The 16,632-nt window shown below is 55.4% G+C and carries 12 protein-coding genes; 7 read left to right on the forward strand and 5 right to left on the reverse strand.

Annotated features, from left to right (window positions below):
* Positions 1-39: 39 nt before the first annotated feature.
* Both rcsB and rcsD read right to left on the reverse strand, forming a co-directional pair.
* Positions 40-690, reverse strand: a complete 651-nt coding sequence (gene rcsB, locus ABLU67_RS06865; RefSeq protein ID WP_004103995.1) for a response regulator transcription factor RcsB — start codon at positions 688-690, stop codon at positions 40-42.
* 16 nt (positions 691-706) lie between these two features.
* Positions 707-3,367 carry a phosphotransferase RcsD gene (rcsD, locus tag ABLU67_RS06870; RefSeq protein ID WP_224394691.1) on the reverse strand — a complete coding sequence of 887 codons (2,661 nt, stop codon included), beginning with the start codon at positions 3,365-3,367 and terminating at the stop codon, positions 707-709.
* A 771-nt stretch (positions 3,368-4,138) separates the two neighbouring features.
* On the opposite strand from rcsD, the gene ABLU67_RS06875 reads away from it, so the two are divergent.
* The 6 genes from ABLU67_RS06875 to mgtE all read left to right on the forward strand — a co-directional run bounded on the left by ABLU67_RS06875 (position 4,139) and on the right by mgtE (position 11,506).
* On the forward strand, positions 4,139-5,239 hold the full coding sequence (locus tag ABLU67_RS06875) for a porin OmpC (protein ID WP_009653961.1): 1,101 nt from the start codon (positions 4,139-4,141) through the stop codon (positions 5,237-5,239).
* A gap of 102 nt (positions 5,240-5,341) precedes the next feature.
* Complete coding sequence (gene apbE, locus ABLU67_RS06880) at positions 5,342-6,394, forward strand: FAD:protein FMN transferase ApbE (RefSeq protein ID WP_025106709.1); 1,053 nt, start codon at positions 5,342-5,344, stop codon at positions 6,392-6,394.
* A gap of 72 nt (positions 6,395-6,466) precedes the next feature.
* Positions 6,467-7,531: a bifunctional DNA-binding transcriptional regulator/O6-methylguanine-DNA methyltransferase Ada gene (gene ada, locus ABLU67_RS06885; RefSeq protein WP_032750686.1), complete on the forward strand. Its 1,065-nt coding sequence runs from the start codon at positions 6,467-6,469 to the stop codon at positions 7,529-7,531.
* On the forward strand, positions 7,531-8,181 hold the full coding sequence (gene alkB, locus ABLU67_RS06890) for a DNA oxidative demethylase AlkB (protein WP_048260709.1): 651 nt from the start codon (positions 7,531-7,533) through the stop codon (positions 8,179-8,181). The genes ada and alkB overlap by 1 nt, the downstream gene beginning before the upstream one ends.
* A gap of 76 nt (positions 8,182-8,257) precedes the next feature.
* Positions 8,258-9,901 carry a multidrug ABC transporter permease/ATP-binding protein gene (locus ABLU67_RS06895; protein ID WP_064357826.1) on the forward strand — a complete coding sequence of 548 codons (1,644 nt, stop codon included), beginning with the start codon at positions 8,258-8,260 and terminating at the stop codon, positions 9,899-9,901.
* Between the two features lie 168 nt (positions 9,902-10,069).
* Positions 10,070-11,506 carry a magnesium transporter gene (gene mgtE / locus ABLU67_RS06900; RefSeq protein ID WP_014230209.1) on the forward strand — a complete coding sequence of 479 codons (1,437 nt, stop codon included), beginning with the start codon at positions 10,070-10,072 and terminating at the stop codon, positions 11,504-11,506.
* On the opposite strand, the gene ABLU67_RS06905 is transcribed toward mgtE, so the two are convergent.
* Positions 11,469-12,716 carry a SulP family inorganic anion transporter gene (locus ABLU67_RS06905; RefSeq protein ID WP_014230208.1) on the reverse strand — a complete coding sequence of 416 codons (1,248 nt, stop codon included), beginning with the start codon at positions 12,714-12,716 and terminating at the stop codon, positions 11,469-11,471. The genes mgtE and ABLU67_RS06905 overlap by 38 nt on opposite strands.
* A gap of 279 nt (positions 12,717-12,995) precedes the next feature.
* Between ABLU67_RS06905 and mqo the strand changes: the two genes are divergently transcribed.
* Positions 12,996-14,630 (forward strand): malate dehydrogenase (quinone), encoded by a 1,635-nt coding sequence (mqo, locus tag ABLU67_RS06910; RefSeq protein ID WP_348852223.1) that lies wholly within the window; start codon positions 12,996-12,998, stop codon positions 14,628-14,630.
* Positions 14,631-14,674: 44 nt separating this feature from the next.
* Here the strand turns inward: mqo and eco are convergent, their stop codons facing one another.
* Together eco and ABLU67_RS06920 are read right to left on the reverse strand one after the other, a co-directional pair.
* The gene (eco, locus tag ABLU67_RS06915) at positions 14,675-15,166 is read right to left on the reverse strand and encodes a serine protease inhibitor ecotin (RefSeq protein WP_014230206.1); all 492 of its coding nucleotides are present in this window, start codon (positions 15,164-15,166) and stop codon (positions 14,675-14,677) included.
* A 272-nt stretch (positions 15,167-15,438) separates the two neighbouring features.
* Positions 15,439-16,545, reverse strand: coding sequence for an AI-2E family transporter (locus ABLU67_RS06920; protein WP_009653963.1), 1,107 nt, complete (start codon positions 16,543-16,545; stop codon positions 15,439-15,441).
* Between the last annotated feature and the right edge of the window lie 87 nt (positions 16,546-16,632).

A 16,632-nucleotide genomic window follows, 5' to 3' on the forward strand; every position in this document is an offset into this window, starting at 1 on the left:
GTTTCCCGGATAGCGCCGCGCTATCCGGGAAGAGAGACGTTAGTCTTTGTCCGTTGAGCTCAGGGAAACGGAAGAGAGGTAGTTGAGCAGGGCGATATCGTTTTCCACGCCGAGCTTCATCATCGCCGATTTTTTCTGGCTACTGATGGTTTTGATACTGCGGTTGAGCTTTTTGGCTATCTCGGTGACCAGGAAGCCTTCGGCGAACAGACGCAGTACTTCACTCTCTTTGGGCGACAAACGTTTGTCACCGTAACCGCCGGCGCTGATTTTTTCCAGCAGGCGCGACACGCTTTCCGGAGTGAATTTTTTGCCTTTTTGCAGCGCGGCGAGCGCTTTAGGCAGATCGGTCGGCGCACCCTGTTTCAGGACGATCCCTTCGATGTCCAGATCCAGAACCGCGCTCAGGATCGCCGGGTTGTTGTTCATTGTCAGTACAATGATTGACAGGTCCGGGAAATGACGCTTGATGTATTTAATAAGCGTAATGCCATCGCCGTATTTATCACCGGGCATCGATAAATCGGTAATCAGGACGTGTGCGTCCAGTTTAGGCAGATTGTTGATTAATGCGGTGGAGTCTTCAAACTCGCCAACAACGTTCACCCACTCAATTTGTTCAAGTGACTTACGAATACCGAACAGTACGATCGGATGGTCATCGGCAATAATTACGTTCATATTGTTCATGTATTAGGCTACCTTGCTACAGCAAGCTCTTGACGTAAACGTCAATGTCGCTGATATATTTTTCTATGCCTTGCGCATCTTTTTCACGAATCAGATGCTCAAGCGTTTCACATAACTGCTTGCCGGGTACCAGATTTAGCATAGCAAATGCCCCTTTGAGGCGGTGGGCGGTTTGCGCCAGCGCGGCGAAATCGCCCGTCGCCAGTTCATTATACAGCCTCTTAACATCATCTGGTACCGTGTCAGCAAACAGCGTGTAATAGCCGCTGGCATGCAGTTCGGCGTTACTTTCGTTCCCGGGAGAGGATGGCTGCTCCTCTTCCTCAGCAAGCTGCTGCTCAATCAATTGCAGGATAGCTTCCTGCAGCGCAGCGCTGATATTAAAGTTTACGCGGAGCTGACCAGGACCAATCTTATGAACCCGGGCTTCATCATCGCTTAAAAGCAAGCCCGAAGCAGTAAGATTAGACGGATTATCCGTTAAAAAGAGATCATATTGTTGACTTGTGATTCTGTCATCCGGAGTGATGCAGGTGGCTCCCCAGCTCTCCAGCTGACGGGTCACGATACGGCGGACTTCATTGGCGGTCACATCAAGCATGATCACCACTTCATCAAGCAGATGTTCACCCGAATCACTCTCATCCGCGCTGGCGGCCATTTTTAGATGCAGGGAGTAGCGGGTACCCAGCGATTCGCGCGCTTTGATATTGAGCTGTCCGCCGAGCTTGCGCGTCAGGCGATCGCAGAGCCAGAAGGTGAGGGCATTGGCTTTGCCGTAAAGGTCTGCCTGCGTATCGTTGAGGAACGGAAAGTGCATATTGTCGATTTCGTTCGCCGAAACGCCGTTGCCGGTATCCAGAATACGGAAGGTCAGACGATCGTCCGCGGATTCATCTTTACTGACTTCCAGGGTTATTTTGCCAATAGGCGTGGTGGTCACCGAGTACTGAATCAGCAGTAAAAGGGTGCGGCGCAGGGCGTCGCGATCGCCGTAGCGCTGCTCATTGGCCGGTAGCGAGTTGTTAATCAGCAGCTGCAGACCTTTGCGTTTGATGATGGGCAGGACTTCAGGTACCACTTCATCGATCAATTCCTGAATTGAGAACAGGTCCTGAACGCTCTTCCAGCTATCGCTCTCCAGCAGATTTGCCAGCTCTATTTCATCAACCAGCTGTACCAGTTCATCGGCATGCTGGGCCAGCCTGCGGCTTTCGGCCATGCCGAGCGCCGCGGCTTCTTCCGCCAGCGTTTGCGCCGGCTGTTTCAGCGCCGTGCCGATATGCTGCATAAACGCCGTACGGCCCTGCTGGTTTTTCTCATACAGGCGCTGGGCCTGCTTGAGTTTCTTATTCACCAGCACCTCGCGGTCCTGATCGCGAATAATAAAGATTTGCGTGCGCGGCGACACCTGGCTGCGGAACTGACGGATTTCATACAGTTCATTGTTCACCGTCGCCTGAATCACGCCCTGGTGCTGATCGGCCATGTTGATGATGTTTTGCAGATTCAGATGCGGCAGCAGATGATCGGCAATCGGATTGCTGATCACCGTCCGGTTAGCTTCCTGATCGTGCACCAGCAGCCCCAGCGGCAGCAGAGAAACAATCTCTTCGTGAATGGCGCGCTGGGCGCGTAATTCACTATTGGCGGCCGAGGAAACGGCCGTTCCCACGATGCTTTTGCGGCCGCTGTAGTGACGGAAGGTGGTAAATCCGAACAGCGCCAGCGCCAGCAGGCCGATGTTCAGCAGCAGCGGCAGTAAAATACTCTGCAAGGACTCCAGAATCAGCTCGCTAAAGGGCACCATCCAGACCAGGCGCATACCGGTGGTATTAATTGTGGTGATAATTTCAATCTGCGGGCCGTTAAAGTTAATGCTGACGATGTCGGCGGTTTCTTTATCCGGATTGGCGCTGACGTTCTGCGACGGATCGGGCTCCAGGCGGAAACTCTCCAGCGACATACTGGGAGGGATGAGATCGTTAATGGGCAGATCGAAGGCCACAACGGTCGCCAGGTGGCCGGGCTGGTTAAAGGTGGTGCGTAAGGTGAAGTAGTAGCCGTTTTGCCAGGCGAGATGGCGCAGCGACGAAAACGTCTCACGTTCATCTAGCGTGTTGGCCTGCAGCAGCATTTCTGCCCGTCGTGATTCAACGACGCTGCTGATGGTCGACTCTTTGAAGCTGGAGGAGAGATCTTTTAACGGCAGCGTTGAAACCAGAATCAGGCTGTTATCCAGGCCGTTAAGGTAATACATCGACCAGGGAATGGTTTCGGCGCCCCACAGGATATCGAGATAGTTGGAGATTTTTTGCGTCATTTCCAGCGTTGAGCTGTCATGAGAGCCAAAAATCAGCGCTTCAGTTTTGCGCCGGGGTTTCTCAAGGTAGTAAACGTCCTGCTTTAAACGCGTCTCTTGTAACCCTGTTTCTGCGGCTGAACTGGACGAGGTCGCGGCAATGTTGTCATAGATTTGCCAGGTGGCGTAGCGCCAGGTATCAATGCGTTTATGTAAGTCGTAGCTGACATCGACAACCTGGTAGCTTTTATCTTTTAGCCAGGTGTTAACGGCGCTTTGGATCATGACCCCCATCGTCGCCAGCAGGACGATGACCATGAGAATAAAGAAGCGGGTAATGTTACCGGGTATCAGGGAAAATTTTTTCGGGGTCATCGTGTGAGAGTACGACTCATCAGTATGTGTAAACGGACTGTTGCACCAAGTTAACCGGGGGCAGCGCAGATGCTATGAACAGTATAAAGGTTAACGCCCAAAATCCATACATCTGAATACTATACAACGACTTTTTTGCCTTGAGATTTATCCCAAACCCGCGCGGCGAGCAAAGATGTACGGCCCGAGGGATTTTGTACAATTATTTACGGATTGACTAACGAAAATAGCACTAAATAACAAGAAATTATATAAATAGCCTTGAGTTTATTCGCAAGCTGTTTGATTAATAACCGTTATTTTTTTCGCCGGTAGCATGGAATAATTAAAGATGTGTAAAGAAGGGTAAAAAAAACCGGATGCGAGGCATCCGGTTGAAATAGGGGTAAACAGACATTCAGAACTGAATGACGGTAATAAATAAAGTTAATGATGATAGCGAGGGTAATTTTAGTCGCAGACGAGAATTTTGTTTTACCATTCAGTGCTATAGATATGTAACCCTGTAACTCATTGACAGAGATTAAAAATTTTTATTTTTTGATTATTAGTGCTTATTCCGATACCCATTTAGGGCCGAAAAAAAGTTCCCTCACATTTACAAATTGAAACATCTTGTGGGTATTTTGAAACATCTTAGAAGTTTTAGTATCATATTCTTGTTGGATTATTCCGCGTTTTGCAGCACAATGAAATAGCCGACTGATTAGAAGGGTAATCAGTAAGCAGTGGCAATAATAAAAGGCATATAACAAACAGAGGGTTAATAACATGAAAGTTAAAGTACTGTCCCTCCTGGTACCGGCACTGCTGGTAGCAGGCGCAGCGAATGCGGCTGAAGTCTATAACAAAGATGGCAACAAATTAGACCTGTACGGTAAAATCGACGGTCTGCACTATTTCTCTGACGACAAATCTTCCGATGGCGACCAGACCTACATGCGTCTGGGCATCAAAGGCGAAACTCAGATCAACGACCAGCTGACCGGTTACGGCCAGTGGGAATACAACGTTCAGGCAAACAACACCGAGAGCTCCAGCGATCAGGCGTGGACTCGTCTGGCATTTGCTGGTCTGAAATTCGGCGACGCGGGTTCTTTCGACTACGGTCGTAACTACGGCGTTGTCTACGACGTAACTTCCTGGACTGACGTTCTGCCGGAATTCGGCGGCGACACCTACGGTTCTGACAACTTCCTACAGTCTCGCGCTAACGGCGTGGCAACCTACCGTAACTCTGACTTCTTCGGTCTGGTTGACGGCCTGAACTTTGCTCTGCAGTATCAGGGTAAAAACGGCAGCGTAAGCGGCGAAGGTACTTCCCCGACCAACAACGGTCGTGGCGCTCTGAAACAGAACGGCGACGGTTACGGCACCTCCCTGACCTATGATATCTACGACGGTATCAGCGCTGGTTTCGCGTACTCTCACTCCAAACGTAATGGCGATCAGAACAGCCAGCTGGCTCTGGGCCGCGGCGATAACGCTGAAACCTATACCGGTGGTCTGAAATATGACGCCAACAACATCTACCTGGCGACTCAGTACACCCAGACCTACAACGCAACTCGCGCCGGTTCCCTGGGCTTTGCTAACAAAGCGCAGAACTTCGAAGTGGTTGCTCAGTACCAGTTCGACTTCGGTCTGCGTCCGTCCGTGGCTTACCTGCAGTCCAAAGGTAAGGATCTGGAAGGCTACGGCGACCAGGATCTGCTGAAATATGTTGATGTAGGCGCTACCTACTACTTCAACAAAAACATGTCCACCTACGTTGACTACAAAATCAACCTGCTGGACGACAACAGCTTCACTCGTAACGCCGGTGTTTCTACCGACGACATCGTTGCTCTGGGCCTGGTTTACCAGTTCTAAGCAAGCTGAAGTTTGAAAAAAGGCGCCGATGGCGCCTTTTTTTATGCCCGGTTTAACCTTGCTGGTGTACTCTTTGCGCCTTAGCCAGAGGAAGCCAATTTTATGGATATCACTTTTTTCCGCGCCGCCCTGTTCGGCGCCTGCGTGTTACTTTCAGGCTGTGATTCAGCCACCACTCCCCAGACGCCAAAATCCGCCGCCACCGTGCTGGAGGGTAAAACCATGGGCACATTCTGGCGGGTTAGCGTCATCAACGTTGATGAGGCGAAGGCCGAGGCGCTGCGCCAGAAAGTTCAGGCTCAGCTGGATGCCGACGATCGTCTGCTTTCCACCTGGAAGAACGATTCAGCGTTGATGCGCTTTAACCATTCGCCGGGTACCTCGCCGTGGCCGGTCAGCGAGGCGATGGCGGATATCGTGACGATGTCGCTGCGCATTGGCGCAAAAACCCATGGCGCCATGGATATCACCGTCGGGCCGCTGGTCAATTTATGGGGCTTTGGCCCGGATAAACAGCCGGTCAAAACGCCGGATGCGCAGCAGATTGCCGCGGCGAAAGCGCGCAGCGGATTACAGCATCTGACGGTGATCAACCAGGCCGGCAAGCAGTTTCTGCAAAAAGATATTCCGGATCTGTTTGTCGATCTCTCTACCGTGGGTGAAGGCTACGCCGCCGATCATCTGGCGCGCCTGATGGAGCAGGAGGGGATCTCGCGCTACCTGGTCTCGGTGGGCGGCGCGCTGGCGAGCCGGGGGATGAATGCGGAAGGGCAGCCGTGGCGGGTGGCGATCCAGAAGCCAACCGATCGCGAAAACGCGGTACAGGCGATCGTTGATATCAACGGCCACGGCATCAGCACCTCAGGCAGCTATCGCAACTACTATGAGCTGGACGGTAAGCGCATCTCGCACGTTATCGATCCGCAAACCGGGCGGCCTATCGATCATAAACTGGTTTCGGTGACCGTTATCGCCCCGACGGCGCTGGAAGCCGACGGCTGGGATACCGGGCTGATGGTGCTGGGTCCGGAAAAAGCGCGGGACGTGGTACGCGAACAGGGGCTGGCGGTCTATATGATTATCAAAGAGGGGGACGGGTTTAAAACCTGGATGTCGCCGCAGTTCCGCACTTTCCTCGTTGGCGAGAAAAATTAAAGCGCAAGATTTCGGGTTTTTGATGACGGACTTCGGCCCACACTGAAGATACACTTACAGCAGGAGTCCGTGATGAAAACGATAATGATTGATACCGATGAGCGCCGCTGGCAGGCGGTATGCGAACGCGATGCCAGCGCCGATGGTCAGTTTGTCTTTGCCGTGCTGACCACCGGCGTCTGCTGCCGCCCCTCCTGCCGCTCGCGCCGCGCGCTGCGGGAAAATGTTCGCTTTTATCCTGATGTGGCAAGCGCGCAGGCGGAAGGCTTTCGTCCGTGCAAACGTTGCCAGCCGGAAAAAACCGATCCGCAGCAGCAGAAGGTAGAGAAAGTGGCTGCCGCGTGCCGTCTGCTGGAGCAGGAGACGCCGATAACGCTGGAAGCACTGGCACGCCAGCTTGCGGTCAGCCCCTTTCATTTTCACCGCCTCTTTAAATCCGTCACCGGAATGACCCCTAAAGCCTGGCAACAGGCGTGGCGCGCTCGCCGTTTACGCGAAGCGCTGGGGCAGGGGGAGAAAATTACCGATGCGGCGCTCTCTGCCGGTTTTCCGGATAGTAGCAGCTACTACCAGCAGGCTGACGCCGCGCTGGGAATGACCGGCCGCCAGTTTCGCCGCGGCGGGGGGGATATCGATATTACCTGGGTATGCGGCGACGGTCCGCTGGGACGCTGTCTGGTGGCTGAGAGTGAGCGGGGCGTGTGCGCCGTGCTGCCCGGAGAGGACGACGCCTTGCTCTATGCGGAATTAGCCAGCCTGTTCCCCAATGCGCGGCTGCATCCGGGCGACGAGATTTTTCGTCAGCGGGTGGCGCAGGTATTTTCCCATCTTGATGACCACCGGCAGCCGTTTTCCCTGCCGTTGGATCTGCGCGGCACGGCGTTTCAGCTTCAGGTCTGGCAGGCGCTGCGTCAGATCCCGGCGGGGGAGACCCGCAGCTATCGCCAGGTGGCGCAAAGTATTGGTCGCCCCCGCGCGGTGAGAGCGGTGGCAAGCGCCTGCGCTGCGAATAAACTGGCGCTGGTTATTCCCTGTCATCGAGTCGTTCGCGAGGATGGGGCGCTATCCGGCTATCGTTGGGGGACGGCGCGCAAGGCGCTGCTGCTGGCGCGAGAAGCGTCATCCGAGGAGAAATAATGCTCGATCTTTTTGCCGATACGCCGCCCTGGCAGGAGCCGCTGGCTCCGGGGGCGATAATTTTGCGCCGCTACGCCCGAGAGCGCGCGCCGGCGCTTTTGCAGGCAATCAGCGAGATTGCCTGTCGTTCGCCTTTTCGCCAGATGGTTACCCCCGGCGGCTATACGATGTCGGTGGCGATGACCAACTGCGGCGAGCTGGGCTGGACCACCAACCAGCACGGCTATCTTTATGCTGCCGACGATCCGCTGACGGGCAAGCGCTGGCCGCAGATGCCGCCGCTTTTCCGCGAACTGGCCGCAGAAGCGGCGGCGGCGAGCGGCTATGCGCGCTTTACCCCGGATGCGTGTCTTATCAACCGCTATCAGCCGGGAACGAAGCTGTCGCTGCATCAGGATAAAGACGAGCAAAACCTGCGAGCGCCGATTGTCTCCGTCTCTCTGGGGCTTCCGGCGATATTTCAGTTTGGCGGCCTGCGGCGTAACGATCCGCTGCAGCGGGTGCTGCTGGAGCACGGCGACGTGGTGGTCTGGGGCGGCGAATCGCGGCTGTTTTACCACGGTATTCAACCGCTGAAAGAGGGCATCCATCCGGCTACCGGCGGCTGTCGTTACAATCTCACTTTCCGCCTGGCGGGTAATAAAGAATAAAAATAAGAATTATTCTTGCTGTCATCGTCGAGCAGTTTAAACTGCTGGCTGTTTTTGCTTGCCCGGATTACGCGTTATGGAACTTCTTCTTCTTGTCTGGCGCCAGTATCGCTGGCCGTTTATCTCCGTCATTGCCCTGAGCCTGCTGAGCGCGGCGCTGGGTATTGGGCTTATCGCCTTCATTAACCTGCGCCTGATAACCCTTGTCGATACCTCCCTGACGGTCCTGCCGGAGTTTCTCGGGCTGCTATTGCTGTTGATGGCGGTCACCCTCGGCTCGCAGCTGGCGCTGACCACGCTCGGCCACCATTTCGTTTACCGCCTGCGCGGCGAATTTATTAAGCGCATTCTGGATACGCAAATCGAGAAGATCGAGAAAATCGGCAGCGCGTCGCTGCTGGCCGGGCTAACCAGCGATATCCGCAATATCACCATTGCCTTCGTACGCCTGCCGGAGCTGGTGCAGGGGATTATTCTGACCTTTGGCTCCGCCGCTTATCTGGCCTGGCTGTCAGGAAAAATGATGCTGGTTACCGCCCTGTGGCTGGCGTTGACCATCTGGGGCGGATTTATGCTGGTATCGCGGGTTTATAAGCATATGGCGTCGCTGCGCGAAAGCGAAGATAAGCTGTATCACGACTACCAGACGGTGCTCGAAGGTCGCAAAGAGCTCACTCTCAACCGCGAGCGCGCCGAATATGTGTTTAATCAGCTCTATCTGCCGGATGCGCGAGAATACCGGCACCATATTGTTCGCGCCGATACCTTTCATCTGAGCGCGGTCAACTGGTCGAATATTATGATGCTGGGCGCGATTGGCCTGGTCTTCTGGATGGCCAACAGCCTGGGCTGGGCCGATACGGCGGTGGCGGCGACCTACTCGTTGACCCTATTATTCCTGCGCACGCCGCTGCTCTCGGCGGTAGGCGCGCTGCCCACTCTGCTCAGCGCGCAGGTGGCATTCAACAAGCTGAATAAGTTTTCGCTCGCGCCGTACCGCGCTGAGTTCCCGCAGCCGCAGGCGCATCCCCACTGGCAGACGCTCGAGCTGCGCGACATCACCTTCCATTATCCTGACAACAGCTTTGCGGTCGGGCCGATCAACATGACCCTCAAGCGCGGCGAACTGGTCTTTCTCATCGGCGGTAACGGTAGCGGGAAATCGACGCTGGCTATGCTGTTGACCGGTTTGTATCAGCCCCTTTCCGGGCAGATCCTGGTCGACGGGAAGCCGATGGCGGCGGATAAGCCGGAAGATTACCGCAAGCTGTTCTCGGCGGTGTTTACCGACGTCTGGCTGTTTGACAGACTGCTGGGGCCGGAAGGGAAGGCGGCTGACCCGGCGCTGGTGGAGAAGTGGCTGGGTTATCTGCAGATGAACCATAAGCTACGGCTCGACGATGGCAAAATCCTCGACCTGAAGCTGTCTAAAGGGCAGAAAAAGCGCGTGGCGCTGCTGCTGGCGTTAGCGGAAGATAGAGATATCATCATGCTGGATGAATGGGCGGCGGATCAGGACCCCCATTTCCGCCGTGAGTTCTATCAGGTGCTGCTGCCGCTGATGAAGGAGATGGGTAAAACCCTCTTTGCTATAAGCCATGACGATCACTACTTTCAGCACGCCGACAGGCTGCTGGAAATGCGCGGCGGCCAGCTGTCTGAGCTGACCGGAAATGAGCGCGAGCTGGCGACCCGCGACGCGGTCGCCCGTACCGCCTGATCGCTTTACGCCGTCCCGGAGGCGCCAGCCGACCTCCGGGCTTCCCGCAGGCTGCTGTTTTTTCCGTCGACTGAATTCATAGCGGTTATTATTTCCGCCTCCTCGCGCTATGCTTAAGGCTTCCGGCCTGCTGGTCTGACAGATATTTTTACAAGGATTGCCTGACCGATGTCCGTTTTGCATAAAAAAAGCGCCAGATTGCGTGACGAAGAGCGCGCCCGCCTCATTTGGCTCCTGAGCACCGATAAAGCCGTCACATCCTCGCTGCTGGGTAAATTAACCCTCGCTGAACGTTACGATGACAGCACGCTTGCCGACGATCTGGCGGAAGTGGAGATGCTGGTTTCCCACCTGCCGCCTCCGGACCTTGCCGATGCGCTCGAAGCGCTGCCTTACGATGCGCGCAACGCGCTCTGGCGGCTGGTCGCTGACGATAAGCGCGGTGAAGTGCTGCTGGAGGCATCGGAAAGCGTCTGGGGCGACCTCATCGAGGAGATGAGCGATCACGACCTGCTGTTCGCGCTGCAAAATCTCGATATTGATGAACAGGTCTACCTGCTGCAGCACCTGCCGCGCGATCTGACCGGACGTTTGCTGGCCACGCTGCCCGCGGATAAGCGCGCGCGTATTCGCCAGATGATGCGCTACGCCGACAATACCGTCGGCGCGATCATGGAGTTTGAGGTCATTACCGTTCGTCCGGAAGCCACTCTCGCGGCGGTACAGCGCTATCTGCGGCGACTAGGGAAAATGCCGGAGAACACCGACAAACTGTTTGTGACCACCCGCAATAAGCTGCTGCTCGGCGAACTCGAGCTGCAAACCATTCTGCTCAACGATGCGCAGAAGCGGGTGGGGGAAGTGATGGAAGGCGATCCGGTGACCTTCCAGCCGCACGAGGACGCGGAAAAAGTCGCGCGTACCTTTGAACGTGATGACTTACTCAGCGCGGCGGTGATTGATGCCGACGGCAAGCTGATGGGGCGTTTAACCATCGATGAGATCGTTGACGTGGTCTATGAGGAGACGGATAACGATCTACGCCGGATGGGCGGCCTGAGCAACGATGACGATGTGTTTGCCCCGGTGAGCAAAGCGGTGAAGACCCGCTGGGCCTGGCTGGCGGTCAATCTGTGCACCGCCTTTATCGCCTCCCGCGTTATCGATGGTTTCGAGCACACCATTTCGCAACTGGTGGCGCTGGCCTCGCTGATGCCGATTGTCGCCGGAATCGGCGGTAACACCGGCAACCAGACGATCACCATGATCGTGCGGGCGATGGCGTTACAGCATATTCAGCCGGGAAGCTTTTCGTTCCTGATCCTGCGTGAGATGGGCGTCGCGCTGATCAATGGGATCGTCTGGGGCGGGATTATGGGGGCGATCACCTGGTGGCTGTACGACGATCCGCAGCTGGGCGGCGTAATGACGCTGGCGATGATGCTCAACCTGCTGATGGCGGCGATGATGGGGGTGATTATCCCGATGGTGATGGTCAAGCTGGGACGCGACCCGGCGGTCGGCTCCAGCGTGATGATTACCGCTATTACCGACACCGGGGGATTCTTTATTTTTCTTGGGCTGGCGACGCTTTTTCTGATGTAGCCTGAGCTTGAGTGCGCAGACGGCGAGGGATCAGGGCCATTGAGAGCAGGCCTGCCAGAACGCCGATTGCCAGATTGCTGGTGCCGACGGTCGCGCCGACGGTCACCAGCATCACCAGCGTTTCCGGCCACGGATTGCGCGCCAGCTCCGCCGGACGAATGCTGTGCCAGCTAAAGGTTTTTACCGCCACTATCACCATCACGCCGGCGAGCACGGCCATCGGGATTCTCGCCATCACTTCGCTTAACGCGGTTACTAGCAATAGCAGTACCAGGCCTGCGGCAACGGTCGAGACGCGGCTGCGCGCTTTGCCCATTTCAACGTTAACGATGGTCTGACCGATCATCGCACACCCGGCGATGCCGCCGTAAAACCCAGCGAGAATGTTGGCGACGCCCAGACCGGCGCTCTCGCGTGCCTTACTGGAAGGGGTATGGGTCAAATCATCGACCAGCTTCGCCGTCAAAAGCGACTCCATCAGGCCGACAAAAGCGATGCTCAGCGCGCAGGGCCAGATGATGCGCAGCGTGGTTAAGTCGAGGGGCACCATCAGGCTGGTTAACCCCGGCAGTCCGCCGCTCATGGAGCCTTCGTCGCCGACGGTCGGCAGCAGCTGGCCGCTGAAAACGGTAAACAGCGTCAGCAGAACGATAGCAATCAGCGGAGAAGGGATCGCTTTAATAAAGCGCGGCGCCCACAGGACAATCAGCAGCGTCAACACGAACAGGCCGATAATCAGCGGCTGCTTGCTCCAGAAATGCGGTACCTGAGCAAAAAAGATGAGAATACCCAGCGCGTTAACAAAACCGGTCATCACCGGCTGCGGGATAAAGCGCATCAGGCGCGCCATGCCGCATAGGCCAAACAAAATTTGAATAACGCCTGCCAGCACGACCGCCGGCAGAATGTAGCCGACGCCGTATTGGTGCACCATGGGCCCGATAACCAGCGCCACCGAGCCGGCGGCCGCGGTGACCATCGCCGGCCGGCCGCCGAGGACCGACATCGCCAGGCACAATACCACGGAGGCAATCAGGCTAACTTTCGGGTCAACGCCAGCGATGACGGAGAAGGAGATGACTTCGGGGATCAGGGCCAGCGCGGTGAGCACGCCTGCCAGCGTTTCACGCGTCAGCAGCGCGGGCGAGCGCAGTATCTGGCCTAATGCGCCAGCGTGACCAGAGGTAGCGGAATCGGAAACTGGGGGCATAAAAAAAGTTCGCAGAATTTAAAAAATTTTGGCCGGGATCGGTCGCTGCTTACGTGCGGTCGGTCACAAAACCGAGGATAATAGCGCGGATGCATCGCTGACACCAGTACAAAATGTGATTTGTGATACACATTTATTAAACATTTTTATAACAGATCTCAAAACTCAACTTAAAATTTAAACAATATTTAAATTTTTTATCTTCAGTGTTACCTTTGAAGCCGAGAATCGTTTCACCTGCGCTAAATAAAAAAGCGAGTAAAGTAAGGCTCAAATCCGATGAAGAAAAAGATGGCCGTACCCAGCTCACAGGCGGTTGGTTCCAATAACACTCGGACCAACACCCGCCATGAGCAAGAGACGGATGTATTGTTGATTGGCGGCGGCATCATGAGCGCCACGTTGGGAACCTGGCTGCAGGAACTGGAGCCGGACTGGTCTATTACCATGGTCGAGCAGATGTCCAGCGTCGCGGAAGAGAGCTCGAACGGATGGAACAACGCGGGCACCGGCCACGCGGCGCTGATGGAATTGAACTATACGCCGCAAACCGCTAACGGTATCAATATCGATAAAGCGGTTGATATCAACGAATCTTTCCAGATTTCTCGTCAGTTTTGGGCCCACCAGGTGACCCGCGGCATTCTGAAAAAGCCTAAATCCTTTATTAACAGCGTGCCGCACATGAGCTTCGTGTGGGGCGAAGACAACGTGAACTTCCTGCGCGCCCGCTATGCGGCGTTACAACAAAGCGAGCTGTTCCGCGGTATCCGCTACTCTGAAGATCATCAACAAATTAAAGAGTGGGCTCCGCTGGTGATGGAAGGGCGCGATCCGCAGCAGAAGGTGGCCGCGACCCGCTCAGAAGTCGGCACCGACGTGAACTACGGTGAAATTACCCGTCAGCTGATCGCCGGACTGCAAACCCATGATAATTTCTTGCTTCAGCTGGGTACCGTGGTCCGTCGCTTTAAGCGCAACGCCGACAAGAGCTGGAGCGTAACGCTGGCGAATGCGAACAATCGCCACCAGAAACGGGTTATCAGAGCTAAATTTATCTTTATTGGCGCCGGCGGCGCCGCGCTGACCCTGCTGCAGGAAACCGGTATTCCGCAGGCGAAGGAGTACGCGGGCTTCCCGGTCGGCGGTCAGTTCCTGGTTTGTGAGAACCCGGAAGTGGTGACTCACCATCTGGCTAAAGTCTACGGCCAGGCGGAAGTGGGCGCGCCGCCGATGTCGGTTCCGCACATCGACACCCGTATTATCGACGGCAAACGCGTGGTGCTGTTTGGGCCGTTCGCGACCTTCTCAACCCGCTTCCTGAAAAACGGTTCGCTTTGGGATCTGCTGGCCTCCACCAACACGTCGAATATCATGCCGATGCTCAACGTCGGGCTGGATAACTTCGATCTGGTAAAATACCTGATTAGCCAGGTGCTGCAAAAGGACAAAGATCGTCACGCGGCGCTGTGCGAGTACTATCCGGAAGCGCGCAAAGAAGACTGGCGCTTATGGCAGGCCGGCCAGCGCGTGCAGATTATCAAGCGCGACGCGAAGAAGGGCGGCGTTCTGCGCCTGGGAACCGAAGTTGTCAGCGATGATGAAGGCACGGTAGCCGCGCTGTTGGGCGCCTCGCCGGGTGCTTCCACCGCGGCGCCAATCATGCTGCAGCTGATGGAGAAAGTGTTCAAAGAGAAGATCAACTCAGCGGAGTGGCAGGCGAAACTGAAAGCGATTATCCCGAGCTACGGTACGCGTCTGGATGGCAACGCAGCGGAAATTGAAAAGGCGCTGGCGTGGACCAGCGAAGTGCTGGAACTGCGCTATGAGCCGCTTACCGAGGCTGATAACGTTCCGCAGGCGACGCTGAAGCCGCTGCCGGAAGGGAAACCTATCGCTGACATCGCGCTGTAAGCGCTTCTCCGGCGGCGCAGGCCGCCGGATTCACTCTTCAGGCATTAACGCTCAACGGCTACGCCGATGGTTTCGTCCGCTCTCCAGATACGATATTTCACGTCGATATTCGCCGGGGTATAAACCACGATGGGCAGCTTGCTGTTATAGCGCAGCATGCCCGCATCGCCCAGGCCTGCCATCACAAACTGCTTCTCTTTTTTACCATCCGGGCAGGCCATCATGGTTGAGACGGGTGACGTCACTTTATCAAATACGTAGTAGTCGTAGCCCCAGCCTTCCAGGGTTTTGCTTTCCAGCTGGCCGCCAAGGCGGTGGCGATTGCAGTCGACTTCCAGCGTCTGGCCAATCATCAGCTCGACTTTCAATGCGGACTCATCCTGCTGCTGCGGCAGCTGAATCACCTGACGCTTCATCCCTTGTTCCGCCTTTGGAAACGGGGCGATCTTCTCCAGCGGCTGCTCAGCTGCAGCGGCGCTGGTGGACATGCAGGCAACGGCCAGCAGGGAGGCAGCAAACGTAGTGATTTTTTTCACGTGGGTAATCCTTTGTTATCAATCATAAACAGCATAATGTTAGCATTTGTTACGTTGATGGGCAGTGGCGTTTACCAAAATTTTCACAGATATCAGTTATAAATTCTGCTTATTGGCGCAGGAGTAGGGGATTTCATCGCGGTTGAGCAAGGGGTATCCCCCCTGACCTCGCTGCCCCCGCGATGTTTTACTAATTACAGAGCCGCTAAGGTGCCGGTCATTACCTGACAGGAATGCCGCTCTATGCCTGTAAAGTTGTGCAATGCCTCTCGCTACTCCTCGTGATTTTTACCCTCTTCTAAGAAATCCTCATCAAGTTCATCGATGTTTCCGGCGTGATCGCGTCCGGACAGCAGGTTCCAGCAGGCGATAAACAGGGCGGCGATCAGCGGGCCGATAACAAAGCCGTTGATGCCGTAGATTTCCATTCCGCCGATCGTGGTGATCAGGATCAGGTAGTCCGGCATTTTGGTATCTTTACCAACCAGCAAAGGTCGCAGAATGTTATCAACCAGTCCTACGATGATCACAAAGAAACCGACGATAAACGCGCCCTGCCAGAGCTGACCGGTCGCGAAGAGATAGATCGCCGCAGGCACCCAGATAATCGCCGAACCCACCGCCGGGATCAGCGACAGAAACGCCATCAGCGCGCCCCACAGGATGCTGCCATCGATGCCCACGATCCAGAACGCCAGTCCCCCAAGCGCGCCCTGGGCGAGCGCGACCGCCACGGTGCCTTTGACCGTCGCCCTGGCGACGGCGGCAAATTTGGCGAAAAGATGCTGCTTCACGTGATTTGATAGCGGCAGGGATTCCAGAATCAGCCTGACCAGGTATGGACCATCTTTTAGCAGGAAAAACAGTAGATAAAGCATGATGCCGAAGCTGATGGTAAAACCGAACGTGCCTTTACCAATCAGGAATGCGCTCCCGGCCAGGTACTGGCCTCCTTTAAGCGCAACGTCCGAAAGCTGCCGCTGAATCTGTTCCGCGCTATCAAGATTATGCTCTGAGAGGAAGCTCCTTGCCCATTCCGGCAGGTGAGCAAACAGGCTGGCTACCACGGTCGGGAACTGGGTATCGTTATGCTGCAGTTTGGTGTAAACCACGTTGAGCTCGAAGGCCAGCGACGAGAGGATGATCGCCAGCGGGGTAAACACGATCAGACAGATAATCACTATCGTCAGAAACGCCGCCAGGCCGTTACGCTCGCCGAGCCGATCGCGCAGTTTGTTCTTTACCGGGTGGAAGATCACCGCCAGAATTGCCGCCCATAAAATGGCTGAATAATAGGGGGAGAGAACGTCGAAAAAAGCAAGGGTGACGATCAGCACGATCAGGATGAAAAATCCCTTCGTAAGTCCATTAACTCTCATGTAAATCCTTCAGAAAAATGACATGTACAGTCAAATAATAGAAGTTTTTCCGGGATTTACAATCAGAGTCGCGGTAGCGTTTCGCTT

Source organism: Klebsiella sp. GN_Kp190, from assembly GCF_040061795.1.
In the GTDB taxonomy this organism is placed as follows: Bacteria; Pseudomonadota; Gammaproteobacteria; order Enterobacterales; family Enterobacteriaceae; genus Klebsiella; species Klebsiella michiganensis.